At 29.5% G+C, this 25109-nt stretch carries 25 protein-coding genes; 16 read left to right on the forward strand and 9 right to left on the reverse strand.

Going from position 1 to position 25109, the window contains the following annotated elements; all coding sequences use genetic code 11:
• Positions 1 to 14: 14 nt before the first annotated feature.
• The 5 genes from JL193_RS01640 (at position 15) to JL193_RS01660 (ending at position 7778) form a co-directional block, all read left to right on the forward strand.
• Positions 15 to 2345 (forward strand): N-6 DNA methylase, encoded by a 2331-nt coding sequence (locus JL193_RS01640; RefSeq protein ID WP_207972177.1) that lies wholly within the window; start codon positions 15 to 17, stop codon positions 2343 to 2345.
• Between the two features lie 9 nt (positions 2346 to 2354).
• The gene (locus JL193_RS01645) at positions 2355 to 2960 is read left to right on the forward strand and encodes a hypothetical protein (RefSeq protein WP_207972178.1); all 606 of its coding nucleotides are present in this window, start codon (positions 2355 to 2357) and stop codon (positions 2958 to 2960) included.
• A 99-nt stretch (positions 2961 to 3059) separates the two neighbouring features.
• Positions 3060 to 4310 carry a DNA methyltransferase gene (locus JL193_RS01650; protein WP_207972179.1) on the forward strand — a complete coding sequence of 417 codons (1251 nt, stop codon included), beginning with the start codon at positions 3060 to 3062 and terminating at the stop codon, positions 4308 to 4310.
• 1 nt (position 4311) lies between these two features.
• Positions 4312 to 4836 (forward strand): RhuM family protein, encoded by a 525-nt coding sequence (gene rhuM / locus JL193_RS01655; protein WP_207972180.1) that lies wholly within the window; start codon positions 4312 to 4314, stop codon positions 4834 to 4836.
• A gap of 2 nt (positions 4837 to 4838) precedes the next feature.
• Positions 4839 to 7778, forward strand: coding sequence for a type III restriction-modification system endonuclease (locus tag JL193_RS01660; RefSeq protein ID WP_207972181.1), 2940 nt, complete (start codon positions 4839 to 4841; stop codon positions 7776 to 7778).
• Positions 7779 to 8036: 258 nt separating this feature from the next.
• Here JL193_RS01660 and JL193_RS01665 read toward each other — a convergent pair whose 3' ends face one another.
• Positions 8037 to 8894 (reverse strand): neutral zinc metallopeptidase, encoded by an 858-nt coding sequence (locus tag JL193_RS01665; RefSeq protein ID WP_207972182.1) that lies wholly within the window; start codon positions 8892 to 8894, stop codon positions 8037 to 8039.
• Between the two features lie 458 nt (positions 8895 to 9352).
• Between JL193_RS01665 and aqpZ the strand changes: the two genes are divergently transcribed.
• The gene (gene aqpZ / locus JL193_RS01670) at positions 9353 to 10039 is read left to right on the forward strand and encodes an aquaporin Z (RefSeq protein ID WP_207972183.1); all 687 of its coding nucleotides are present in this window, start codon (positions 9353 to 9355) and stop codon (positions 10037 to 10039) included.
• A 55-nt stretch (positions 10040 to 10094) separates the two neighbouring features.
• Here aqpZ and murB read toward each other — a convergent pair whose 3' ends face one another.
• From murB to JL193_RS01690, 4 genes are all read right to left on the reverse strand, one after another.
• Complete coding sequence (gene murB / locus JL193_RS01675) at positions 10095 to 11120, reverse strand: UDP-N-acetylmuramate dehydrogenase (RefSeq protein ID WP_207972184.1); 1026 nt, start codon at positions 11118 to 11120, stop codon at positions 10095 to 10097.
• A gap of 157 nt (positions 11121 to 11277) precedes the next feature.
• Positions 11278 to 11778 carry a hypothetical protein gene (locus JL193_RS01680; protein WP_207972185.1) on the reverse strand — a complete coding sequence of 167 codons (501 nt, stop codon included), beginning with the start codon at positions 11776 to 11778 and terminating at the stop codon, positions 11278 to 11280.
• 35 nt (positions 11779 to 11813) lie between these two features.
• A complete protein-coding gene (locus JL193_RS01685) occupies positions 11814 to 12320 on the reverse strand; it encodes a type I restriction enzyme HsdR N-terminal domain-containing protein (protein ID WP_207972186.1) in 507 nt (168 codons plus the stop codon).
• A 67-nt stretch (positions 12321 to 12387) separates the two neighbouring features.
• Complete coding sequence (locus JL193_RS01690; protein WP_207972187.1) at positions 12388 to 13578, reverse strand: pyridoxal phosphate-dependent aminotransferase; 1191 nt, start codon at positions 13576 to 13578, stop codon at positions 12388 to 12390.
• Positions 13579 to 13734: 156 nt separating this feature from the next.
• Between JL193_RS01690 and JL193_RS17035 the strand changes: the two genes are divergently transcribed.
• Together JL193_RS17035 and JL193_RS17040 are read left to right on the forward strand one after the other, a co-directional pair.
• Positions 13735 to 14421 (forward strand): retropepsin-like aspartic protease, encoded by a 687-nt coding sequence (locus JL193_RS17035; protein WP_243456805.1) that lies wholly within the window; start codon positions 13735 to 13737, stop codon positions 14419 to 14421.
• Between the two features lie 86 nt (positions 14422 to 14507).
• The gene (locus tag JL193_RS17040) at positions 14508 to 15074 is read left to right on the forward strand and encodes a PDZ domain-containing protein (RefSeq protein WP_243456806.1); all 567 of its coding nucleotides are present in this window, start codon (positions 14508 to 14510) and stop codon (positions 15072 to 15074) included.
• Here the strand turns inward: JL193_RS17040 and JL193_RS01700 are convergent.
• Positions 15071 to 15478 (reverse strand): DUF1573 domain-containing protein, encoded by a 408-nt coding sequence (locus JL193_RS01700; protein WP_207972188.1) that lies wholly within the window; start codon positions 15476 to 15478, stop codon positions 15071 to 15073. The genes JL193_RS17040 and JL193_RS01700 overlap by 4 nt on opposite strands.
• A 129-nt stretch (positions 15479 to 15607) precedes the next feature.
• On the opposite strand from JL193_RS01700, the gene JL193_RS01705 reads away from it, so the two are divergent.
• From JL193_RS01705 to JL193_RS01715, 3 genes are all read left to right on the forward strand, one after another.
• A complete protein-coding gene (locus tag JL193_RS01705) occupies positions 15608 to 18262 on the forward strand; it encodes a valine--tRNA ligase (RefSeq protein ID WP_207972189.1) in 2655 nt (884 codons plus the stop codon).
• Between the two features lie 111 nt (positions 18263 to 18373).
• Positions 18374 to 19087, forward strand: a complete 714-nt coding sequence (locus JL193_RS01710; protein WP_207972190.1) for an HAD family hydrolase — start codon at positions 18374 to 18376, stop codon at positions 19085 to 19087.
• A gap of 238 nt (positions 19088 to 19325) precedes the next feature.
• Entirely contained in the window at positions 19326 to 20198 is an 873-nt protein-coding gene (locus JL193_RS01715; protein WP_207972191.1) for an OmpA/MotB family protein, read from the forward strand.
• 73 nt (positions 20199 to 20271) lie between these two features.
• Here the strand turns inward: JL193_RS01715 and JL193_RS01720 are convergent, their stop codons facing one another.
• Together JL193_RS01720 and JL193_RS01725 are read right to left on the reverse strand one after the other, a co-directional pair.
• A complete protein-coding gene (locus JL193_RS01720) occupies positions 20272 to 20721 on the reverse strand; it encodes a hypothetical protein (protein ID WP_207972192.1) in 450 nt (149 codons plus the stop codon).
• Between the two features lie 175 nt (positions 20722 to 20896).
• On the reverse strand, positions 20897 to 21064 hold the full coding sequence (locus JL193_RS01725; protein WP_207972193.1) for a lmo0937 family membrane protein: 168 nt from the start codon (positions 21062 to 21064) through the stop codon (positions 20897 to 20899).
• A 100-nt stretch (positions 21065 to 21164) separates the two neighbouring features.
• Here JL193_RS01725 and kdsB point away from each other — a divergent pair, with 100 nt between their 5' ends.
• The 5 genes from kdsB to JL193_RS01750 all read left to right on the forward strand — a co-directional run bounded on the left by kdsB (position 21165) and on the right by JL193_RS01750 (position 24582).
• On the forward strand, positions 21165 to 21896 hold the full coding sequence (kdsB, locus tag JL193_RS01730) for a 3-deoxy-manno-octulosonate cytidylyltransferase (RefSeq protein WP_207972194.1): 732 nt from the start codon (positions 21165 to 21167) through the stop codon (positions 21894 to 21896).
• 11 nt (positions 21897 to 21907) lie between these two features.
• The gene (locus JL193_RS01735) at positions 21908 to 22600 is read left to right on the forward strand and encodes an HAD family hydrolase (protein ID WP_207972195.1); all 693 of its coding nucleotides are present in this window, start codon (positions 21908 to 21910) and stop codon (positions 22598 to 22600) included.
• Positions 22601 to 22640: 40 nt separating this feature from the next.
• Complete coding sequence (locus JL193_RS01740) at positions 22641 to 22901, forward strand: hypothetical protein (RefSeq protein WP_207972196.1); 261 nt, start codon at positions 22641 to 22643, stop codon at positions 22899 to 22901.
• A gap of 122 nt (positions 22902 to 23023) precedes the next feature.
• Positions 23024 to 23218 carry a hypothetical protein gene (locus JL193_RS01745; protein WP_207972197.1) on the forward strand — a complete coding sequence of 65 codons (195 nt, stop codon included), beginning with the start codon at positions 23024 to 23026 and terminating at the stop codon, positions 23216 to 23218.
• Between the two features lie 167 nt (positions 23219 to 23385).
• Positions 23386 to 24582, forward strand: a complete 1197-nt coding sequence (locus tag JL193_RS01750; protein ID WP_207971612.1) for an IS256 family transposase — start codon at positions 23386 to 23388, stop codon at positions 24580 to 24582.
• 66 nt (positions 24583 to 24648) lie between these two features.
• On the opposite strand, the gene JL193_RS01755 is transcribed toward JL193_RS01750, so the two are convergent.
• On the reverse strand, positions 24649 to 25107 hold the full coding sequence (locus tag JL193_RS01755) for a sensor of ECF-type sigma factor (protein WP_207972198.1): 459 nt from the start codon (positions 25105 to 25107) through the stop codon (positions 24649 to 24651).
• Between the last annotated feature and the right edge of the window lie 2 nt (positions 25108 to 25109).

Genomic DNA, 25109 nt, shown 5'->3' on the forward strand with positions numbered 1-25109 from the left:
ATTTTTGTTTCCGAATGAAAAATCTATTTGACATACAAGTTTGGAAACAGCAATTAGGCCTTCTTCCAATTCACCTAAATCCTTTGAATGAAAACGGAGGACATATGATGTTAAATGGTGGAAATGGAGATTTTTGTTTAAAAACAACAGATTTAGATAATAATAATTTTGATTTTTATTCAAAATCTTGGTCAAGTAGCACAAAAAACTTTCTTACTGTACAAAATGAGAATATTCATATTCATAATTGGTTAAATGATAAAACTGAAACAGTTTCTCAAAAAATTGTAGCAGAAAATTTCAATAAATTTTATAACTACTTATTATCAAAAAGTTATAAGTCGTCTAAAGATTTAGTACCGTTTATTATTGACATTTTCCGTCAATTCAGAAATTTGACATTTGAAAAATCCAATCCAGTTCAAGCTCTGAATTTGCTTTTTGGATTATTAACAAGCTTAGAAGATGATGTTAATAATTTAGATACTGAAAAATGGGGACTTCAAAATATTGATATTCCAGATGGATTTGGTTACTACATTGAACAAATTCAAAATGGTTTTTCAAATGTAAAGCCTGAATTTGATTTAATTATAAGACACTCAGCTGGAATATTATTTCAAGAAGCCCAAAAGGAAGTGTTATTTTTCAATCCACAAAGAGATTTATTTGGTGGTACATCTAGCACCTTGAATACCAAAACAAATCTATACTCTAGTATACATTACACACCACCTTTTTTATCTAGAACTATAGTTGAAAATTCATTGCGAAATATAAATCTACAGGTAGATACATTAAAAATTCTTGACCCAGCTTGTGGCTCATCTGAATTCTTGATAGAAGTTCTTAAACAATTAAAAGAACTTAATTATCAAGGTAGTGTAGAAATTTTTGGTTGGGATATTTCAGAAACTGCAATAAATACTTCAAGGTTTTTACTTACTTATGAAAAAAGGACAATATGGAAGGATAAATTAGAATTTAACCTCAAACTTGTAGAAGATTCATTATTGGAAAATTGGGATGAAGATTATAATTTAATCTTGATGAATCCACCTTTTTCATCTTGGGAACTATTAAATACAAAAGCGAGAAGAGATGCAATTCGAGATGCTTTAGGTAATAGTTTTATTGGTAAAAAACCAAATCAAGCAAGTGCATTTTACTACAAAGCAATAAATAGTCTTAATGAAGATGGAGTTTTAGGTTGTGTTATTCCATCATCAATACTAACTTTAGATTCCTATTCAAAATTACGTACAGATACAGAAGAATTAATTGATATTAAACTATTAGGTAAGTTAGGGAACTTCATTTTCGAAGATGCCTTAACTGATGTTAGTTTTATTATTTGTAAAAAGCCTATTTCCAACCAAATCCCAACAATTATTTGGACTAAAAATGAAAAAGGAGTTGCACAGGAAGCATTGCGAGATTTTAGAAAATCAATATATAATAATCAAATAACTTTAGATAATCAAAATTACAGTGTTTATCAGCCAATATCTTTCCCAATATTAAAAGAAAGTTGGATGCCAATTTCTATAAAAAATCATGACTTATATAAAGGTATAGAAAGATTTGTTGTAGAAAAAAGACTCACTAGGGTTATAGATATTTTTAGTGTTAAACAAGGAATAAGAACTGGAAATAATAAAGCATTCAAAATTTCGGTAAAAGATTATATCAATCTACCAGAGGAAGAAAAATGTTATTTCAGACCTGCTACTGAAAATGAGTCTTTTAAAAACGGACAAATTAAAGTAACCAGCTATGTTTGGTATCCATATAGTGAAGACGGTATACAGATTCTTACTGAAGATGAATTTGCAGAAAAAGTTCCTGTTTTTTACGAAAGAATATCTAACGACAAAATCGAATTATCTAATAGAGCAAGAAAGGATGTTTCTAATTGGTGGCATTTAAGTGAACATAGAGCTTGGCTTAGAAAATCTAGTTTAAAATTAATATCAGCCGAATTTGGTAACTCTGGCTCATTCGGTTTGGATAAAGAAGGAAATTTTGTTGTAGAAAGAGGAAATGCTTGGATACCAAAAAAGAACTTTACTAAAGATGATTATTTCTTTTATTTAGCACTTTTCAGTAGTGTATTTTTCAATAAACTATTAGCAATTTATTCTAAAGAATTACTTTCTGGATGGGATTTAGGAAAGAAATATACTAAAAACATACCCATTCCAAATGTTCATTTAGAAGAAGTTAAAAATTCTGAAGGTTATCAGAGAATGATTGAAATTGGCAAAGAACTTTCTGAAGGTAACATTTATACCAAATCCATTTCCGATAATATTTTAGAGAGATATTTCTATCCAAACATTTAATTTATTTCTATGATAGAGCAATTAAAATTCATAGATGAAATTAATAAAAGTTGCAAAGCTTTTTTTTTAGAATCAACTTTCTTTCTACAACTTTCTAGAGCAAATCGATTCGAGTTAAAAGGCGATAATGTATCTAAAGCATTAAATAATTATAAAAATGGAGGTCAGCAAGTATCAGTTATAAAATGGTTTAATGATTATTGGGTCTATTTAGAAATTCGATTTGAGAATAAAAATTCATTTATTACGATTTCTGTTTTTCAAGGAGAGGCAAATGACAGCATAAAAAATCAACTGTTTCGTGCTGAATGGGATGATTACAATAATCCAAATGAAAAACACCCACAACCGCATTGGCACATAACATCAAACCAAGCAATAGAAAATACATTCACAGAATTAATTGAAGATGATGAAGAAGAGGGATTTGCTGCGCTAATTTTAAATGAAGAGAAATCCAAGATAATTGATTTGAATAAGATACACTTTCCTATGAATGGCAATTGGATGAATGATGATGGTCACATTCATTTGATTAATGATAATTCTAAAATGGTAAAGTGGTTCCAAGGTTTTTTCTCAACAATGAGAGAACAGTTAGAATATGTAAAATAAAAACGTTTGCCAACAAGCCGTATATAATTTATTGCTAGTTCTAGCCTACTTACGAAATTCCTCGCGGATTTTCTATTCGGTTTTTATTTGCTAAATTTCGTGCTAAACCACGCAACAAACCATATACAAACACGTTATGTAAGTAATTCTAATAAAACTTTTCCTTTTTCAATAGAAAAAACTACTGAAGGTAAAAAGTATCCTTTTAATAACTCTGGTTATTCTTTAGAAGAACTAACTTTTCCACCAAAAACAGTTGAATTTTCAATAGAAGATTGCACTATTCAACCACAAGATATATCTGAGGGTAAAATTATTACAGAATTGCTCAACAAACTGATTATTAAGAATGGATTAAATGAAAATGAATTTACACTTAAAGGCGAATGGAGATATTCTCAAAATACCTTAGATGAAATAATTAAAAACAAAGAAAACATTTCAATTAGCAAAATACCATTTAGACCAAACCATATAAAAGTTGGCGGGGAAATAAAAAAGATGAAAAATTCGTTTTCACCAATTCATTATGAAATGGAAACAAATGAAGATGCTACAAAACAAATCGTATCACTTTTCGGAATTGACCTTTTTAGCAATCCAAAACCAACAAAATTAATTGAAACGATTATTAAAGCAACGACTTATAATGACCCAAAAGCTATAATCCTCGATTTCTTCGCAGGTTCAGGCACCACAGGTGATGCAGTTATGCAACTCAATGCAAAAGACAATGGCAACCGTAAATTTATTTTAGTACAATTACCAGAACGCATAAACCCAAAAAGCAATAAAACCGCTTACGATTTTGTAAAAAACGAATTAAAAATTGCAGAACCTACCATTTTTGATATTACCAAAGAACGTATTATTCGTGCAGCAAAAAAAATAAAAGAAGAAAACAAAGACGTAACCAAACAAGATTTAGGTTTTAAAGTTTTTGAAACCATGCCCATTTGGGACGATTATAATTTTGAAGCCGAAGAATTGGAAAAACAAACCACTTTGTTCGACGAAAGTAAACTCACTCAAGAAGACATAAAAGCCTTATTAATTACCTGGAAAACCTACGATGCTGTGCCATTAACAGAATCTTTACAAGAAACAGATTTAAAGGGCTACACAGCACACTACACTAGCGAGAAATTATATCTAATGGATAAAGGTTTTACAACCGAAAATTTAAAAGCACTGTTAGAAAAAGTAGATAGCGATAAAAGTTTTAATCCAACCACCATTATTGCGTTTGGATATCATTTTGAGAGTAAAAGTTTGCGTGAACTCAGCGAAAATATTAAGTCTTACGCTAACAAAAAAAGTATTGATATTGACTTTATAACGCGCTATTAAAATGGAAAATAAAGTTGAGATATACAGAGCCAATGATAATAGTATAGAACTTACCGTTACTCTAGATGGAGATACCGTATGGTTAAATAGACAACAATTATCTGTTTTATTAGGCAGAGATGTAAAGACAATCGGAAAACATATTTCAAATATTTATAAAGAAGGTGAGTTAACTAAAAATTCAACTATCGCAAAATTTGCGACAGTTCAACAGGAAGGAAAAAGAGAAGTAGAAAGAGAAATAGATTTTTACAATTTAGACGTCATCATATCTTTAGGTTATCTTGTAAAATCAAAAAAAGGTGTGCATTTACTGTATTTTATAGTTAAAAATCATCCGTTTAATGATGGTAATAAACGCAGTGGTGCTTTTGCATTTATCTGGCTATTACAAAAAGCAAACTACGATTTTACCAACAAAATATCACCAGAAACATTAACGACACTAACGCTTTTAATTGCTACTTCTTTACCAGAAGAAAAGGAAAAAATGATAGGTCTAGTTTTATTATTACTTAATAACTAACTATGAAAGGATTTAATTTTGAAAAAAACCTACAGCATCAAACCCAAGCCGTAAAAAGTACAGTCGCTGTTTTTAACAATTTAGAAGTAAAAAACCCAAAAGGGATTGATAAACATTTTCTAAATCCTATAATAGACATTTATAGTGGCCTTGATACAAGTTATGCAGAAAATATTTATGCACTTCAAAAACACAATGGAATTGATTCAACAATAAATCGCAACAGCAACATCATCGATATTATGATGGAAACAGGCACAGGAAAAACCTATACCTATACCAAAACCATTTTCGAACTCAATAAAAATTACGGTCTTTTTAAATTTATTGTCATTGTTCCAACACTTTCTATTAAAGCAGGAACCATCGATTTTTTAAAAAGCGATAGTGCAAGGGCTCATTTTAAAGAACAATATGGCAAAACCATTAAATTACATATTGTAGAAAGCAAAAAAGGTAGTAAAAACAAAAAATCGTTTATGCCACCTGCAGTAAACAGTTTTGTAAACGCAGGCGTTTTCGACAAAAATAGCATTCAAGTAATGGTAATTAACGCAGGTATGGTAAATTCAGAAACTATGCGAAAAAGTTTCGACAAAGGCATATTCGACAAACACACCATTCCTTTCGAAGCAATTTCGGCTGTAAACCCTTTTGTAATTATCGACGAACCACACAAATTTGGAACGACAAAAACTACTTGGGAAAATATTCAAAAAATGAAACCACAATTTATTTTGCGATATGGTGCGACCTTTCCTGAAAGAGAACTAAAAGTTAAAAACGAATTTGGCAAAATCGTAAAACAAAAAGTAAAAGATTACCATAATTTAGTTTACAAATTAACGGCAGTCGATTCTTTTAACCGTAATTTGGTAAAAGGTGTAATTGGGCATATTACAGAGTTTGAAAGCGGAAAAAATGCCATTGTAAAACTCAATAATACAGATGGCAAAGAAGCCACTTTCGAATTGTTAGAAAACAAGCACAAAAAAACATATAAACTTGCTAAAAAAGAAAGTTTGCAACGTGTACATGCTGCTATGGAAGATTTGTATGTAGAAAGTTTAAACAAAAGCAAAGTTGTTTTATCTAATGGTATCGAATTGTCTAAAGGCGATAAATTAAACCCTTATTCTTATGCAGAAAAACTGCAAGAACTTATGATTCAAAAAGCCATAAAAAGCCACTTTGAAAATGAGAAACAATTGCTTACACGACCCGTAAAAATTAAACCCATTACCCTCTTTTTTATTGATAATATTGATGAATATAGAAATGAAGATGGTTATGTAAGAACTACTGTCGAAAATTTTATAAAAGCAGAAGTAGAAACCTTACTTAAAACGGAAAAAAACACTTTTTACAAAGCATATCTTCAAAAAACCTTGGAAGATATAAGTCTTACACATGCAGGATATTTTTCAAAAGATAATTCAGAAAAAGATGAAACCATAGAAAAAGAAATAAACGAAATATTGCACGACAAACAAGCCATGTTAAATTTAGAGAATCCAAGGCGATTTATTTTTTCTAAATGGACGTTGCGTGAAGGTTGGGATAACCCAAATGTTTTTCAGATTTGCAAATTAAGAAGTAGTGGTAGCGATATTTCTAAACTGCAAGAAGTGGGTAGAGGATTAAGGCTGCCTGTAAATGAATATGGCAACCGAGTAAAAGACGAACAATTTTACTTAAACTACTTCGTAGATTTTACCGAAAATGACTTTGTAGATAAATTAGTGAATGAAATAAACGAGAAATCGGGTGCACTTTCAATAGAGAAAATACCTGAGAAATTAGAAGAGCAAATGATTCTACAAATTATTGAAAACTATGATTTTAATAATGAAAATGAATTATTTCAAAAATTAATAATGGAAGAGAAAGTGATTGATTTTTCTCATAAATTTTTACAAGGTGGATTTGACTTTATTAAAAACCATTATCCAAAAATATTTTTGGGAAGTGTTGCGAATGGTAAGATTAGAAAATCTACAGACAAGAAAAAGCAAGTAAGCATACGAACAGAAAAATACAGCGAATTAAAAGAACTTTGGGAGAAATTAAACGAAAAGGTAATTTTAGAATACAAGTTTCAAAAAGAAGACAAATTTAAAGCACTTTTTGTTAATTTCTTAAATGAGCAAAACAGCAATTTTACTATTGAAGGCATAAAAGAAAGAACAGCACAAATAAAAATTACAAATAACATTGCAGGAGTTAAAGAAGAACAAGAAATTTATGGAAATGAAATAACGCCAATTTCTACAATGAAATACAGTAGTTTTTTAAAGGAATTAGCAAAAACACTAAACATTAATATAAAAACCTTAAACAGCGCATTTATCGATGCAAATATCGATATCAACAAATTTCTAAATAGTGCCACAGTTCGCGTTATTAAACAAAAATTCGAGAATTACTTAATGTATAATGCCATAGATAAATTTGGTATTGAATATCAAAAAGTAACTAATGAAATTCATCCAACAAAATTTACAGACGAAAAAGGAAATGTATTAAAAGAAATTGCTGCTTCTAATGTGGGGGTACTACATTCCGAAAATAAAGTAGCCGACAGTTATTTACTTGATGAATTATTTTACGATTCTGAATTAGAAAAACAGAATATTAAACAAAACTTAAAAGAAGTCGTTGTTTTTTCGAAAATCCCCAAAAACTCTATTAAAATTCCTGTTGCTGGAGGAAAAAGTTATTCGCCAGATTTTGCGTATGTTTTAAATTATGAAGACCAATCGAAAAAACTATACTTTGTGGTAGAAACAAAAAACACCACTGAAGAAAGTTTAAGAAATGAAGAAAAACAGAAAATAAAACATGCAGAAAAGTTCTTTGGAGATACCATTAAAATTAAATTTAGAAAACAATTTAGCAACAAAAAAATAGAAGATTTAATTCGAGAAATTGTCGTTGAATAATAATACCATTTACCATTTGAAATTATTGTAATAAATCGCCTTTTTTTTCATTCTATTTCATAATAAAAAAAGGTTATGCTTTCGTTTTCTTCTTTATATAAAGAAAAAAAATATTAATTTCTTTTCCAGTAATTTCAAACAATAACTAATATAAACGGTATAAAAAGTATAATTTTCCCCTATTATCAAAAAAAAGACTGCCTTTTCAGACAGTCTCTTAAAAAAATAAGTTCAAAAAAAATAGAGTTATTTTTGTTTTTAGTTACTAAGATTCATAAAATCCTTTTCAGAGATTTCTCCTGTATAAATTTTATGTAATTCTTTTAAGTGAGATAAAATATAATTGTGTGCTTCCTCACTAATTGTTTTAGGTTTGTTTAATCCTTTTTTTAACCTACCATCTAATACGTAATAGTTATAATAGTAGAAAAAATTAGCATCAAAATCTCTATTAGAATAAGAATTATTTTCACCTAATAAATATCCTAATCTATAAGCAGATCTTCTTTGTGGAGCAGATCCATGAGAACTACCTCGTGGTCCTGCTAAAGTTTGTGAAAATCTATAAGCTCCTGCAGCTGTTGTCCAGTTACTTGTATATGTTTTTCTAATAAAATAGCCTCCAAAACCATCTGCTTCTAGTTCTGTAGCACTTACATGATTACTGCTTGGAATTCTAGAATCTCTAAATTGTACTTGATGTGCCATTTCATGTGCTGCAACATAAGCGATTGCTGCATTGCCATAACTTTTAGCACTTGCTAAGAGTTCTTCGCCCCAAACAACATATCCTCTAGAGAAAGAAATTGCGTTAAAGGTGTCTGGACCACCTGCGAAATATAATGGTACGTTTCCCATACCAAAAAAACGAGCACTTGCATTGTGCTGAGTTATTAAAAAATCTGTTGTAGGTCTATCTACAATATAATCTGCCCAATAAGAATTAGGACCAAAATCACTTAAAGTATAGCTATCTGTATTTTCTAAATTTAAGTTACTTGGCTCTAATATATTTTCTGGGCCATTTGTGTTAGGGAGTGTATTATCTTCTGTAGAACAATTTTGAAAAAAAAATGTTAGTGTAAAAAGAAATAATACTGTTTTAAATTTTTTCATTTTAAATTAATTTTTAAGGGTTTTTTTTGAACTTATATGTTTATTAAATATAATGCGGCTAAAGTAGTAAAAAAAATAGCATAAAATTCAATTTTTGTATTAAAAAAGGTTAATTTTTTAAATAATATTTAAAATTAACATATGTTTAGTTGTTATTTCGCAATACGAAATCGTTTTCATATTGTTTTAAATTAAATGTAAAATAAAGCTTTTTAGGGGGTTAATGGATGATAAAAAGATTTTTTTATCTTGAAATTAAGATAGTTATCTTCTAAATAACAATTTTTAACAAGCATTTTTTTTATTAAATTAGTGTGCCTAAAGAACTAAAATTTAAAAGTTTTTAATGGATGTTTGATAGGTTATCTAAAGATTATTTTTAAATTGTGACTTTTAAGAGATTTACGTTTCATACTTATAATCAATTAATTATTAATTAACGAAACACTTTTAACATTATGAAAAAATATTTTGCAGAATTATTCGGAACTTTTTGGTTGGTGTTTGGAGGTTGTGGTAGCGCTATTTTTGCTGCTGGTTACCCTGAACTAGGAATCGGTTTTGTGGGAGTTTCTCTCGCTTTTGGTTTAACCGTTTTAACAATGGCTTATGCTGTTGGGCATGTCTCTGGTGCACATTTTAACCCTGCAGTATCCATTGGGCTTTGGGCAGGAGGTAAATTCGATGGAAAAGAATTAATTCCATACATTATTTCGCAATTAATTGGCGCAATTTTAGCAGCAAGTGCGCTATATTTTATTGTTTCTGGAAAAGCAGATTTTGAGTCTATTGGTGGTTTTGCTGCCAATGGTTATGGAGAATTATCGCCAGGAAAGTATTCGATGCAATCTGCATTTTTAGCAGAGTTTCTTTTAACAATGTTCTTTTTACTAATTATTTTAGGAAGTACATATCCAAAAGCACCAAAGGGTTTTGCTGGTATTGCAATTGGTTTGGCATTAACTTTAATTCATTTAATTAGTATTCCTATTACCAACACTTCTGTAAACCCTGCACGTTCTATGAGTCAGGCAATTTTTGCAGGAGGCGAATACTTAACGCAATCTTGGTTGTTTTGGGTTGCCCCAATTGCAGGAGCTATTGTGGGGGGGGTAATTCATAAAACCTTATTTAGTAAAGACTAAACACTTTTTTTAATAAAAATTTGTAAAGCCAGGTAAACTTTTGTTTGTCTGGCTTTTATGCAATTACATTTACTTCAATTTCTAAAGAAATTTCGAACTTTTGCAAAACCGTTTCTTGAATTTTTTTCGCAAGTAAGTAAATTTCTTCTCCAGAAGCATTTCCATAATTTACCAAAACCAATGCTTGTTTTTCGTGAACTCCAGCATCACCAAATCGTTTTCCTTTAAAACCACTTTGTTCTACCAGCCAACCTGCAGGAACTTTAACTTGAGGTTTCTCGACTCCGCTCGAAATAACATTGTAAAATGGGATATTTGGATATTTTTTTTGAAGTTTTAAAAACTGTTCTTTAGAAATTACAGGATTTTTAAAGAAACTACCACTGTTACCTATTTCTTTTGGGTCTGGTAGTTTCGATTTTCTAATGGTAATTACGGCATTAGAAATGTCTTTTAAAGTGGGTTGCGTAACATTTTTTAAAGCCAATTCAGTTTCAATAGCTCCATAAGAAGTATTAAGTTGATGATTTTTTTTTGTTAACTTAAAACTAACCGCAGTTAAAATTACTTTTCCTTTTAATGCATTCTTAAAAATTGAATTTCGGTAACCAAATTGGCAATCTTCATTCGAAAAAGTAACCCTTTTACCAGTTTCAATTTCAATGGCTTCTACTTTGGTAATGGTATCTTTTACTTCAACTCCATAAGCGCCAATATTTTGAATTGGGCAAGTGCCTACATTTCCTGGAATTAAAGATAAGTTTTCAATGCCGCCATAATTTTCAGCAATACAAAATAGCACAAAATCGTGCCAATTTTCACCAGCATTTACAGTAATATACACAAAAATATCATCTTCTTTATCAATAGAAATTCCTTTAATATTAATGTGCACAACCAATTTTTCGATATCTTTCGTAAGCAACATATTGCTTCCGCCAGAAATTAAAAAAAGGTCTTTTTCAAGTTTTAACAAGTGCTGTAAATCGTAATACGAAGTAATTGAAACAAAACGTTTGGCATTTGCTGTAATACCAAACGTGTTGTAATTTTTAAGTGATATGTTTTGTTGAATGTTCATTAAAATGGATTGAAATATAACTTTTTATTTTTAATGAATTTAAATTTTATGATATTAAAGTTTTAAGTAAAATAGGAATCGAGAGAATTCATTAGGGATTTTATAAAGTTGTTTATTAGATCAATTTGTTATATGCGGATGTTGTAGTGCATTATTATTATTTCATTTTCCTTAACCATTCCTCATAATATGGTCTGTCATTATTTGCAGGAACTTCATACCATTGAGAACAAACAAAATACATTTCTCCGTTTATTTCATAAGGATTTTTCCAATATCTTATTCTCTCATAATATGGTGAATTCTCTTTAGCCAAAAAGGGGAATTGAATATCAAAGGTTAATTTTGAATAATCGCCTCTTTGTAATCTTTCAATTTCATTTCTGTTTATTAAATTATTTTTGACTAAATCGTTGAGTGTTTTTCGGACATATTTTCCAATTGGCAGTTTTCCAGTCGGTTCATTAAAATTTTCAAAAGTTCTATATTTTTTTGTTCTCGGTTTTTCGTAATTCTCTATCGGAACTATTTTGTTATTACTCTCGATTTTAATTTCTAATGCTTTGAAAACTTTATCAATTATTTTTTCATCAAATTCATTTTGAAGTTCAGCTTTTAAAAAATCAATTATTTTTTCGCTATAATTTTCAGTTAGCATTTTGTTTTTTAATTTTTTAAAATCGTCTATTTCTTTTATTTTTTTATTTTTTCTTGAGCGTGATTTTCTATATTTTCTTTGTTATAATTCTCTTTGCTGAATAATTGCACAAATTTTAAACCTTTTTCATTATCTCTATTGAATTCAATTTCATCGATTAAAACGATGCCATTTTTATTAAAAAATTTACCATCTAGAAATAATTGAATTTTATTACCAATTAAGATCCCTAATTCAACTCTTGTAATTCCCATATAAGACGATAGTTGTCCTTTGAATGTAGAATTGTCAATTTCGAGAGAAGGTTTTTTAACTTCTACTATGAAAAGATTTCCTTCCTCTTTTGATTTTAAAATTAAATCTGGACTTATTCTATTTGAAGCTCCTAATTGAATGCTTTCTCGGACAGTAATTTCATTATTAAATTCGCTCCATCCTAGTTTCTCAAATGCTTGAACTACTTTTAATTCAAATAACTGTTCGCTCGTGTTTGTCGGTAAGTTTTCAGAAAGTATGTAACATAGTTCATTCCATTTTTCCATATTTTCTTTTGTTATTTGTAGGATGTTTCTTGTTTTTAACTAATGCACTACAACTCCTAATATAAAATTAATTTTTATATTGTTTCAAAGCCTCTGCTAAAATTTCTACAGAACGTTTTAAGTCGTTTTCATTTAAAACATAGGCCATTCTTATTTGGTTTTTTCCTTCGCCTTCTGTCGAGTAAAATCCGCTTGCAGGAGCAACCATTACGGTTTCGTTATTTGAACTAAAATCTTCTAATAGCCATTGTGCAAAAGCATCAGAATCTTTTACTGGTAATTGGGCAACACAGTAAAAAGCTCCTTTTGGGTTGGCAACTTTTACCCCATCAATTTTTTTCAATTCGGTAATTAACGTATTTCTGCGCGACGCATATTCTCTAATAACATTGTCGAAATAAGATTGTGGTGTGTCCAAAGCAGCCTCACTTGCAATTAATGCATAAGTTGGTGGACTTAATCTTGCTTGCGCAAATTTAATGGCCGTTTTTACAAAAGTTTTATTTTTAGAAACAATACAACCAATTCTTGCCCCACACATACTGTAACGTTTCGAAACGGAATCGATAACCACTGCATTTTGGTCTAAGCCTTCTAAAGATAAAACAGAGGTATGTTCTAAACCATCATAGGCAAATTCTCTGTAAACTTCATCTGCAATTAAAAACAAATCGTGTTTTAAAACAATTTTTTTTAATTTTTCGATTTCTTCTTTAGAGTACAAATATCCTGTAGGGTTACCAGGGTTACAAATTAAAATGGCTTTGGTTTTATTGGTAATTAATTTCTCGAAATCTTCGATTTTTGGCAAGGCAAAATTATCTTCAATTTTAGAAATTACAGGAACTACAGTTACACCAGAAGCTGTAGAAAAACCATTGTAATTTGCGTAAAATGGTTCTGGAATAATAATTTCGTCTCCAGGGTCTGTAATACTTCCAATGGTAAAAAGCAAAGCCTCAGAACCACCTGTGGTTACAATAATATTATCTGCAGTTACGGGAATATTATTTTTTACATAATATTTTGCCAATTTGGTTCTGTATTCTTCAGAACCTTCAGAACGAGCGTAAGATAAAGTTTCTACTGTATTGTTTTTTACAGCATCTAAAGCTACTTGCGGTGTTTTAATATCTGGCTGACCAATATTTAAGTGAAAAACTTTTACACCTCTTTTTTTAGCATTTTCTGCATAAGGCACCAATTTTCTAATTGGCGATTCTGGCATTTCTATTCCTTTTTTAGAGATTGATGGCATATTTAATTTCTTTCTAAATTTAACAATGCAAATTTGCAAAATATATTTTACAACAAAGAACGTTATCTTATAAACTTAAAGGTTAAAAGTTTGCTAAAAAAAATAATTAATAAAAGTTAATTTGTATTTTAGAGAGATTGAAAAATATTTATTTGTTTGAAAAAAAAAATAATTTCTTTACTATTTTTATGGTTGATTGTAGTTTCTAAAAACTATGCGCAACAGGGATTCCGTTTTTTAAAAGCCAACGATAAAAAAGAACGCATCCGATTTAAGTTAATTAATAATTTAATTATCATTCCCATTGAAATTAACGGCAAAGAACTTTCTTTTATTTTAGATTCTGGTGTTAATAAAACCATCATTTTTAATTTATCTGATAAGAGTAATATTGGTTTATCAAACCCTCAAAAAGTAACTTTAAGAGGTTTAGGAGGAGGCGAACCTGTAGATGCTTTATTGTCTAAAAACAACAAATTATCTATAAAAGACATTGTGGGTTTTAATGAAACTTTATATGTAATCTTAGAAGATTATTTCGATTTATCTAGTAAAATGGGCATTACCATTCATGGTATTATTGGATATAATTTGCTAAAGAATTTTATTATTAAAATAAATTACAGAACAAAAACACTAGACTTTTACAACCCCAAAACTTACACCTATAAAAAATGCCGAAGATGTGAGGTTTTACCACTTCAACTTTACAGAAAAAAACCATTTGTGAATGTAAAAGTTCAGTTAGATACAATTGGAGAAAAGCTAACAAATGTAAAATTATTAATAGATTCTGGAGGAAGTGATGCCCTTTGGCTGTTTGAACATACAAAAAAAACATAGTAACTCCTAAACGATATTTTAACGATATTTTAGGAGAAGGTTTAAGTGGACCTATATTTGGGAATAGAAGTAGAATTCCAAAATTAGTGATTGGAGATTTTAAGATAAAAGAGCCAACAGTGTCGTTTTTAGATACAATTTCTACAAAAAATGCAAGAAAATTTAAAAAAAGAAATGGAAGTATTGGAGGGAACGTACTTAAGCGATTTAAAATTTGGTTAGACTACCCTAACAAACAAATAATGCTTAAAAAAAATGGATCGTTTAAACATGGCTTTAATTATAATATGAGTGGATTAGACGTCGTTTATAACGGAAAACAACTGGTAAGAGAAGAATCTTTTAAAAAAATTACAGGTAGTTACAGCACTGAAGCCGATGAAAAAAATACAATCTCTTTTGTAACCAATTTTTCTTATAAATTTAAACCTTCATTTAAAATTAAATCAGTAGTAGATGGCTCACCTGGGTTTAGAGCAGGTTTAAAAGCAGAAGATATTATTTTAACAATTAACGGCAGACCATCACATAATTACACCTTAAACGATATTATAAACAAATTTCAGGAAAGAGAAAACAAAAAAATTCGAATAACAGTAAATAGAAAAGGAGCCGTGTTAAGATTTGAATTTAGATTAGAAAAAAGAGTTTAACTATCTTTAGACAATAGGCTTTTCTCTTTTTCTAAAGAAATACCATTGGTAACAAAACCTTTAATTTTTATTTTCTTAACTAATTTTTTAGCATTCGAAAAAATGGTAATTTGTTTCGAAAAACCACCAGGTCTTTTAGTATCGTAAGAAACTTTAATTTCTCCTTTTTCTCCTGGCATAATTGGTTGTTCTGGTTTTTTAGGAACTGTACAACCACATGAAGATTGAATTTTTTCTATAATTAATGGAGCATTGCCAATATTTGTAAAAACAAAAGTGCGCTCTCCATTAGAACCTTTTGCAATTTTTCCATAATCAATTGTTTCTTTTTCGAATTTAAATTCTTGAGCGTTTATAGAAGTGCTAACAAAAAGAGCAATTAAAAGAGTTCCGAATATTTTCATAATTAATTATTTTACAGTGTAAAGTTAAGATTAATAATTTGTATTAAAAAATCAACTACTAAATTTTCTCTACAAATTTAGATAATTGTATTTTTGCCAATTAATATATCAAAAAGGATACCAAAAAATATGACAATTCCACCTAAATACGATGCAAGTAAAGTAGAAGACAAGTGGTATAATTACTGGATGAAAAACAATTATTTTCATTCAACACCAAATGAAAGAGAGCCTTACACAATTGTAATTCCACCACCCAACGTAACAGGTGTATTGCATATGGGGCACATGCTAAACAACACAATACAAGATGTTTTAATTAGACGTGCACGTTTGTTAGGTAAAAATGCTTGTTGGGTTCCTGGAACAGACCATGCCTCTATTGCCACAGAAGCAAAAGTTGTAGCAAAATTAAAAGAACAAGGCATTAAAAAAAGCGATTTAACTCGCGAAGAATTCTTAAAACACGCTTTCGATTGGAAAAACGAATATGGAGGCATTATTTTAGAGCAATTAAAAAAACTAGGCGCCTCTTGCGATTGGGAAAGAACTGCTTTTACCATGGATCCAGAAATGTCGGAATCTGTAATTAAAGTTTTTGTCGATTTATATAACAAAGGACTTATTTATAGAGGCTACAGAATGGTTAACTGGGATCCTGAAGCAAAAACAACACTTTCGGATGAAGAAGTAATTCACGAAGAAAAACAAGGAAACTTATATTATTTAGAATATAAAATTGAAGGAAACGAAGATAAATTAACCATTGCAACTACAAGACCAGAAACTATTTTTGGAGACACTGCAATTTGTATCAACCCAAATGACGAGCGTTTTACACATTTAAAAGGAAAAAAAGCAATTGTACCTTTGTGTGGTAGAATTATTCCAATTATTGAAGACGAATACGTAGATGTAGAATTTGGTACAGGTTGTTTAAAAGTTACACCTGCGCACGATCAAAACGATAAAAATTTAGGAGACAAACACAACTTAGAAGTCATCGATATTTTTAACGACGATGCTACTTTAAATTCATTCGGATTGCACTATCAAGGAAAAGACCGGTTTGTAGTTCGTAAAGAAATTGCCAAAGAGTTAGAAGAAAAAGGCTTCTTAGTAAAAACAGAAGTTCATACCAATAAAGTAGGAATCTCTGAAAGAACCAAAGCCGTAATTGAACCAAGATTATCGGACCAATGGTTTTTAAAGATGAAAGATTTAGCACAACCTGCTATCGATGCTGTTTTAGGGGAAGCAGCAGAAATTAATCTTTATCCTAAAAAATTCGAAAACACCTATCGCCATTGGATGGAAAATGTTCGCGATTGGAATATTTCTCGCCAACTTTGGTGGGGGCAACAAATTCCTGCCTATTATTATGGCAATGGAAAAGAAGATTTTGTTGTAGCCGAAACTAAAGAAGAAGCTTTTGAATTCGCTAAAAAAAAATTAGCTGTCATTTCTACTGAAATGGAGAAATCTCTTAAAATCGAAGATTTACGTCAAGATGAAGACGCACTTGATACTTGGTTTTCTTCTTGGTTGTGGCCAATCTCTGTTTTCGACGGAATTAGAAATCCAGAAAACGAAGAAATTAACTACTACTACCCTACCAACGATTTAGTAACTGGACCAGATATTTTATTTTTCTGGGTAGCAAGAATGATTGTTGCTGGATACGAATATAAAAACCAAAAACCTTTCCAAAATGTTTATCTAACAGGTTTAGTGAGAGATAAACAAAGACGAAAAATGTCTAAATCTTTAGGAAATTCACCAGATGCATTAAAATTAATATCAGATTATGGCGCAGATGGTGTAAGAGTTGGATTGTTGCTAAGTTCTGCAGCAGGAAACGATTTAATGTTCGATGAAGACCTTTGCCAGCAAGGAAAAGGATTTGCCAACAAAATCTGGAATGCTTTTCGATTGATAAAAGGTTGGAAAGTAGATGCTCGTTTAGAGCAACCCGCAACTGCAAAAATTGCATTACAATGGTATGAAGCCAAGTTTCAAAAAGCTTTGGCAGAAATTGAAGACCATTTTTCTAAATACCGTTTATCAGATGCTTTAATGGCAATTTATAAGTTGATAAACGACGATTTTTCTTCCTGGTTATTAGAAATCGTAAAACCTGCATATCTACAACCAATAGACAAAACAACGTTTGATGCAATTATAGCCGTTTTAGAAAATAACTTAAAAGTTTTGCATCCATTTATGCCATTTTTAACAGAAGAAATTTGGCAATATATTTCGAATAGAGCTATAGATGAAGCTTTAATTATTGCAAAATATCCTGAAGCAAAAGCATACGATTCAAAAATTATTGCAGATTTCGAATTTGCTACCAACGTGGTTTCAGGAATTAGAACCATTAGAAAAGATAAAAATATTTCATTTAAAAATACAGTGGAATTATTTGTGATAGATAATAGTAAGAATTCTAATCAATTCGATGCTGTTATTCAAAAACTAACAAATACATCAACCATAAAAACGGTTTCAGAAAAAGTAGAAGGCGCTTCGTTTAGAGTAAAATCAAATGAATATTTTATACCAATTGCTAACGAAAACATCGATGTGGAAGCAGAAATCGAAAAATTATCTGGAGAATTAAAAAGAGCACAAGGCTTTTTAGTGGGAATTCAGAAAAAATTATCGAACGAACGTTTTGTGTCGAATGCACCAGAGAAAGTATTAGAATTAGAGCGTAAAAAAGAAGCCGATACTTTAGCAAAAATTGAAACGATTATTGGAAGTCTAAACTCTTTAAAATAGGTTTTATATTTAATTTAAGAAATAATAAAAAAAGATATTTTACTTTTTAAGAAGAATTTTTGTTTTGATTAATGCAAATTTATAGTTTCAATATAACATGAAAGCCAAGAAATGGTAGCAATAATTTTTGATATAGATGGAACTTTGACTGATACAACAAAGGTTGACGATAAATGTTTTATTGAAGCTTTTAACAACATTTTTGGAATTAATATTTCCAATCAAAATTGGTCTGAATTAACTAATGTAACAGATTGGGGAATTACAGAAGAAATAATTTTGAATAATAAAAATAGAATTCCAACAGATGTTGAGTATGAAAAAATGATTTCAGAATTTTTTTCTCTTCTACAATCTGAATTTAATGCGGACAAAAAACAATTCTGTGAAATCAAAGGAGCTTATAATTTTATTAAATTTTTATTAAAAAAATCAAATATAAAAATAGGCATAGCTACTGGTGGTTGGGCAAAATCAGCAAATCTAAAACTGAAATCAATAGGAATTGATTCTTCTGAATTTGTATTTTTTAATAGTAATCATTTTAAAACAAGAGAAGATATTTTATTAAATACAATCCGAAAATTAAATCAAAATACGGAAAATAATATCGATAGAATAATTTATTTTGGAGATGGAACTTGGGATTTTTTAACTTGTGAGAAATTGGGAATTGAATTTATTGGAATTGACAATTTAGAAAATAATAAGCTAAAAAACCTTGGAGTGAAAAATATTTACAAAGACTTCGAAAATTACGAGATAATTTATAAAAATTTAGTAATAAAAGAGAGCACTAATAACAACATTGTAAAGAAAAGCTAGTTTTTTTATTTATCTGCGAGAGTTTTAGTGGATTTTATTGTTTTGTAATTTTTACCATAAACTTTAATGCTTTAATCGTAAGCTTAATCTTATGATAGAATATTTTTTGCAATAATTATTTTTATAAAATTAGCGCAATATTTTTTTTATAAGTTTATAAATTTCCATTAATTATAAAAATAATATACTACATTTAAAACAAAAGCGTTTTTATTATAACTATTAAAACCCTAAAAAGATGAAAAAAATTTTTATTCCAGTCGCAGTTTTTGCATTGCTTGCAACTTCTTGTGTCTCAAAGAAAAAGTATGCGGCTTTAGAAAGCAGGTATATAAACACGAAAGGAAACCTTCAAAAAACTACCTTAGAAAAAGAAGCTTTAGAAGCCAAATTTGCGAAAATAGAACAACGTATAGATCGTTTTAACAAGAAAATAAATTCTTTGCAGAGTGATAATGTTTCACTAAAAAACGAAAACGATATTAAATTAGATATGGTTGGTAAAACCGCAGTAATCTCAAATAAAACGAGAGAACGAATGAAAGAAACTTTGGCAAAAGTAGATCCTGCTAAGTTGGCAGAAGCAAAAACCTTAAAAGATTCTTTAAATTTGGCTGTTTCTTATAATTTAATGAATTCTGTAGGCCTGTCTGACATTAAAAATTCCGAAGATATCGATATTGATATCGACCAAACTGTTGTTATGATTTCTGTTTCAGATAAATTGTTATTTAACACAGCGAGTTATAGAGTTAAAAAAAGTGCCTATAAATTAATTACGCAGTTAGCAGATATCATTCAATCGGAACCAAGTATGGATGTAATGATTGAAGGACATACAGATTCTAGAACGATAAACAACGCTGTTGTAGAAGACAATTGGGATTTAAGTGTAAAAAGAGCCACCTCTATTGTAAGACTTTTGCAAAACAAATTTCATATCGATGGAAGCCGATTAATTGCTTCTGGTAGAGGAGACACAATGCCTTTAGTACCCAACACAAGTAGCGAAAATAGAGCTAAAAATAGAAGAACAAGAATTGTAATTCTACCTAATTTAGATAAGTTTTTTGCGTTGCTTGCAGAGGATGGCGTAATCGAAAAAAACTAATTTTATAAAACCTTTCAAATAAAAAATAGCTTCCAATTTGGAGGCTATTTTTTTTGTGCTTATTTTATTATTTTTACTTCTGTAAGTTTTTTTTATCGTGATTTTTGTAAAACTGCATTACTATAAAAGAACCAATTACAGACGATGCCATTCCTTCAATAAATAAAGTAAGTACAATTTCAAATAACGATAAATCTCCACCAATTAAAAAAGAATTGTTCATTACCGACAAAAATGCTGGGTTTATAAATTTTATGTAAACTACAATACCAAGAATAGAAAGTATTACTGCGACTGTAGAGGTTTGTATGCCTATTCCTAAATTTGTTGGATAGTGAGTTTCTTTATTTTCAAAAATATTGGTTTTAATAGCTTGCCTAATACCTATAACTACAAATAATAAGTTTAAAAAACGTAAATATGGGTTTTCTTCCAAACCTAACAATTTGCAGGTAAAGAAAAAACCTCCAATTAATAAGGTGGTTAAAAATGCATATTTTATAATAATTTTATTCGGCGACATAATGTTTAGTTTTTATAATTAATAGTTAAACAAAGTTAAAAAAGGACATAGAATTTTTTCATAATTAATAGATAAAATTAAGAATACCCATTGGTTATGATTATTTAGCAGTATTTTTAAGATAAAAAACCGAATGTTTTGCACTCGGTTTTTCCATTTTTTCTTTGGTTGTCGATTATAAAGGTTTTCTACCAGATATAATGTTGTACAAGATTACAATAATTGCAATTACTAATAGAATGTGAATTAAACTACCAGTCGCGATGCCAGGTACAACTCCTAAAAAGCCTAATGCCCAAATAATAATACAAACAACGGCTACAAGCCATAAAATACTTCTCATAATAATAATTTTTTGGTTCAACTCAAAATTATAAAAAAAATATGGTGTAAATGAACTCTATTCATTTAAATATTATCTTTGATGCATTTAAAACACAGTGATGAAAGTTATAGCAATGATTCCTGCACGTTACAGTGCATCTCGTTTTCCTGGTAAATTAATGAAAGATTTAGGAGGCAAATCTGTAATTTTAAGAACCTACGAAGCTGCGTTAAACACCAACTTATTTAGCGAAGTTTATGTAGTTACAGATTCCGAAATTATTAGAGAAAACATTTCGAATGCTGGTGGAAACGTAATTATGAGTATAAAAGAACATGAATGTGGGTCTGATAGAATTGCAGAAGCTGTAGAAAATATCGAAACCGATATTGTAATAAATGTACAAGGAGACGAACCCTTTATAGACGAAGTTTCCTTATCTAAATTAATCGATGTTTTTAAAGAAGATGCCCAACAAGAAATAGATTTGGCATCTTTAAAAGTACAAATTACCAACAAAAAAGATATCGAAAATCCTAATAATGTAAAAGTAATTACAGATGTAAATAACTTAGCCATTTATTTTTCGAGAAGTGTAATTCCTTATCACAGAGATACAGAAGTTAACGTTAAATATTACAAGCATAAAGGGGTTTATGCTTTTAGAAAGCAAGCATTGTTAGATTTTTATAAGACCCCAATAACGCCTTTAGAAGCTGCAGAAAAAATCGAAGCCATTCGTTATCAAGAAATTGGTAAAAAAATAAAAATGGTAGAAACTTCTGTAGAAGCTGTTGGTATTGATACACCCGAAGATTTAGAGAAAGCAAAAAAATATTTAAACCTATAAAACCCAATAAAATGTTTCAACATATAAAAGTAATTGCTTTTGATGCAGATGATACTTTATGGATAAACGAAACTTATTTTAGAGAAGCCGAAGAAGAATTTGCCAAACTATTATCTAAATACGAAACGAAAAACAAAATCGATCAAGAACTTTTTAAAACCGAAATAAAAAATTTAGTTTATTATGGTTATGGTGTTAAAGGATTTATGCTGTCTATGGTAGAATGTGCTTTGGAACTTTCTAATTATAAAATACCACAAAAAACCATCGAGAAAATTTTAAACATTGGTAAAGAAATGCTCGACAAACCCATTGAACTTTTACCTAGAATCGAAGAGGTTTTAGCATCTTTGCAGGGTAAGTACAAATTAATCGTGGCTACCAAAGGCGATTTGTTAGACCAAGAAAGAAAGCTAGAGAAATCGAACTTGTTAAAATATTTCCATCATATAGAAGTTATGAGCGACAAAAAAGAAAAAGATTATACAAAACTAATCAATCATTTAGATATTCAACCAAAAGAGTTTTTAATGATTGGAAATTCATTAAAATCAGATGTTTTACCATTGCTAAAAATTGGTGCATCTGCAATTCATGTTCCTTTTCATACCACTTGGGTACACGAAGAGGTTTCGCAAAAAGAGCAAGAAAATTCGGAATATGTTACCTTAACAAATATCAGTGAAGTTTTATCGCTCATTTAAATAAATACCCTAAATTTGCAGCACTAAATATAAAAAAGACATGGCAAGTATAAAAAACTTAAAAAAAGACATTAACTATACATTAGGAGATATTATAGGATACGTTTCAGACAAAATGCATGCAAATGCCGATAAAGAAAAAGCGGAAGCAATTATCGACGAAACGATTGAAACTTTTGATGTGTTAATTGGTAAGATTAACGCAAAAGGTGTAGAAAATAAAAAAGCACACTTAAAAGAAGTAAATGCAGAGTTAGAAGCAAAAGCAACTGCTTTGCTTGAAAAAGCAAATAAATTGTAATATTAACATTTTGTAAACATTATTTAACAACCATCTATTTAAAATTGATGGTTTTTTTGCTTAAATTTGGAGAGAGTTATACGAAATGAATTATTATTTACGTTATAATTAAAACTAAAACTATGGCAAGAGCAATGTTTGAATACACGAAAACTGTATTAAAAAAAGTAAGTTTCAATTCAGACTTATTTTGTAAAGAGTTAGAAAAAGCCCTTAATAGATTGCTACCTTACGAAATAGAAGAGCTAGCAATTTGGCTAAGACAATTTACAGCAAACAAACCAGAACTATATGTTTGTATGACGTTAATGAAATAAAAAAAAGAGGCTTTCGAAGCCTCTTTTTTTGGTACTAAACCAAAAAGTGTGTAAGTAAAGTTATTCTGAGATTTTTCTAGAGCAATATTTAAATTGCTCCATGAGGAAAAATCTCGGAAATAACTTTACGATTAAATAATCACTAAATTTATAAACACACTTTTATTATGAAACCAGAAGATTTATTAAACGAAGAATTTTTAAAACAATTTAAAACAGGTTCAGAACTAACCAGTTTTATAGAACAACTGCACAAACGTGGTGTAGAAAAGATTTTAGAAGGCGAATTAGATGCACATTTAGATTACGATAAGCATCAAAAAAGCAACAATCCTAATTCACGAAATGGCTATGGAACCAAAACAATAAAGACGCATTTAGGAGAAACTAAAATAAAAGTTCCAAGAGATCGCGATGCTACTTTCAATCCAATGCTTATTAAAAAGCGAGAAAGTACTGCAGATGGAGTTGAAAACCTGATTATTTCTTTATATGCCAAAGGAATGAGTACTACAGATATTGAAGAACAAATACGGGAATTGTATAATTTTAACATCTCTAGTTCAGCCATTTCTAGAATCACAGATAAAATTACAGCTGACATTATTGCTTGGAAAAATAGACCTTTAGAAGCTACTTATCTGATTGTATGGATGGATGGCATCGTTTTTAAGGTTCGTGAAAACTCCAAAGTCATCAATAAAACAATTTACATTGCTGTTGGTCTTAGAGTAGATGGTAAAAAAGAAGTTTTAGGACTTTGGTTAGGAAAAAACGAATCTTCCTCTTTTTGGATGAGCGTTTTAACCGACATAAAAGCCAGAGGAACACAAGACATTTTAATTACAGCAACTGATAATTTAAACGGATTTACAGACACCATTAAAACTATTTTTCCCAATTCAGTAACACAAATATGTGTGGTTCATCAAATCAGAAACTCTTGTAAATATGTAGTCTGGAAAGATAAAAAAGCCTTTACAAGAGATATGAAGCAAATCTATACAGCTCCTACAAAAGAAGCAGCAAAAGCAGCCTTAGAAGACTTTAAAGAAAAATGGGAATCCAAATATTCTTATGCCATTAAATCATGGGAAAACAATTGGGATGAACTCACTGTTTTCTTCGATTTCCCATTAGAAATCAGAACCATTATTTATACCACAAATTTAATTGAAAACTTAAATGGGAAAATTAGAAAATACACTAAAAACAAACTCTCATATCCAACAGATGATGCTGTAATTAAATCCGTATTTTTAGCTTTGAGAGAATCAACAAAAAAATGGACATTGCCTATTAGAAATTGGGGTATCATTCTTAACCAATTTTTGGCTATATTTGAAAACAGGATTAAACTATGAAAAATTTAATCCTGTAATTTTTAACTTACACACTTTGTGGGAAAGTGTCCTTTTTTTATAAGAATTTTATTGTTTATCTTTTTTGTCTTTGGCGTATTTGCGCATTAATTTTCTACCAAATTCTCTTTCTGCAATATGCAGTTTTAATATTTTTTTATACGGAAGAAATTTCGATACTTTATGCAAAAAATCTTCTTTTTCTTGAATCATTTTTTTACCTAAATCTTCTTTCATTAAAACTAGCTTTTTAGCTTCTGCTTCAGTTAAACCTTCTAAATTACCAGCATCTTTTATTCTTTTTTTAATATCTATTCTCCATTTATCTCTTAAAATATCTATTTTTTCTTCGTGTGCATTGTAAATAGGCCAAAATTTTTGAGCCTCTGTAGTCGAAAGTTGCAACTCTTCTGTAAAATAAGAGACTTTTAAAGCCTTAATTTTTTTTCTACTTTCTTTTCTTTCTTGTGTAAATACCTGGAAAATTGTTAGCAATAAAAGCGTAAAAGTTAAAATGTTATTTTTCATTT

Source organism: Polaribacter batillariae (genome assembly GCF_017498485.1).
GTDB classification, from domain to species: domain Bacteria; phylum Bacteroidota; class Bacteroidia; order Flavobacteriales; family Flavobacteriaceae; genus Polaribacter; species Polaribacter batillariae.

Coding starts and splice junctions, on each gene's coding strand:
- JL193_RS01640 (WP_207972177.1), top strand. CDS start 15: ATGAAAAATCTATTTGACATACAAGTTTGGAAACAGCAATTAGGCCTT.
- JL193_RS01645 (WP_207972178.1), top strand. CDS start 2,355: ATGATAGAGCAATTAAAATTCATAGATGAAATTAATAAAAGTTGCAAA.
- rhuM (WP_207972180.1), top strand. CDS start 4,312: ATGGAAAATAAAGTTGAGATATACAGAGCCAATGATAATAGTATAGAA.
- JL193_RS01660 (WP_207972181.1), top strand. CDS start 4,839: ATGAAAGGATTTAATTTTGAAAAAAACCTACAGCATCAAACCCAAGCC.
- JL193_RS01665 (WP_207972182.1), bottom strand. CDS start 8,894: ATGAAAAAATTTAAAACAGTATTATTTCTTTTTACACTAACATTTTTT.
- aqpZ (WP_207972183.1), top strand. CDS start 9,353: ATGAAAAAATATTTTGCAGAATTATTCGGAACTTTTTGGTTGGTGTTT.
- murB (WP_207972184.1), bottom strand. CDS start 11,120: ATGAACATTCAACAAAACATATCACTTAAAAATTACAACACGTTTGGT.
- JL193_RS01680 (WP_207972185.1), bottom strand. CDS start 11,778: ATGCTAACTGAAAATTATAGCGAAAAAATAATTGATTTTTTAAAAGCT.
- JL193_RS01685 (WP_207972186.1), bottom strand. CDS start 12,320: ATGGAAAAATGGAATGAACTATGTTACATACTTTCTGAAAACTTACCG.
- JL193_RS01690 (WP_207972187.1), bottom strand. CDS start 13,578: ATGCCATCAATCTCTAAAAAAGGAATAGAAATGCCAGAATCGCCAATT.
- JL193_RS01700 (WP_207972188.1), bottom strand. CDS start 15,478: ATGAAAATATTCGGAACTCTTTTAATTGCTCTTTTTGTTAGCACTTCT.
- JL193_RS01705 (WP_207972189.1), top strand. CDS start 15,608: ATGACAATTCCACCTAAATACGATGCAAGTAAAGTAGAAGACAAGTGG.
- JL193_RS01710 (WP_207972190.1), top strand. CDS start 18,374: ATGGTAGCAATAATTTTTGATATAGATGGAACTTTGACTGATACAACA.
- JL193_RS01715 (WP_207972191.1), top strand. CDS start 19,326: ATGAAAAAAATTTTTATTCCAGTCGCAGTTTTTGCATTGCTTGCAACT.
- JL193_RS01720 (WP_207972192.1), bottom strand. CDS start 20,721: ATGTCGCCGAATAAAATTATTATAAAATATGCATTTTTAACCACCTTA.
- JL193_RS01725 (WP_207972193.1), bottom strand. CDS start 21,064: ATGAGAAGTATTTTATGGCTTGTAGCCGTTGTTTGTATTATTATTTGG.
- kdsB (WP_207972194.1), top strand. CDS start 21,165: ATGAAAGTTATAGCAATGATTCCTGCACGTTACAGTGCATCTCGTTTT.
- JL193_RS01735 (WP_207972195.1), top strand. CDS start 21,908: ATGTTTCAACATATAAAAGTAATTGCTTTTGATGCAGATGATACTTTA.
- JL193_RS01740 (WP_207972196.1), top strand. CDS start 22,641: ATGGCAAGTATAAAAAACTTAAAAAAAGACATTAACTATACATTAGGA.
- JL193_RS01745 (WP_207972197.1), top strand. CDS start 23,024: ATGGCAAGAGCAATGTTTGAATACACGAAAACTGTATTAAAAAAAGTA.
- JL193_RS01750 (WP_207971612.1), top strand. CDS start 23,386: ATGAAACCAGAAGATTTATTAAACGAAGAATTTTTAAAACAATTTAAA.
- JL193_RS01755 (WP_207972198.1), bottom strand. CDS start 25,107: ATGAAAAATAACATTTTAACTTTTACGCTTTTATTGCTAACAATTTTC.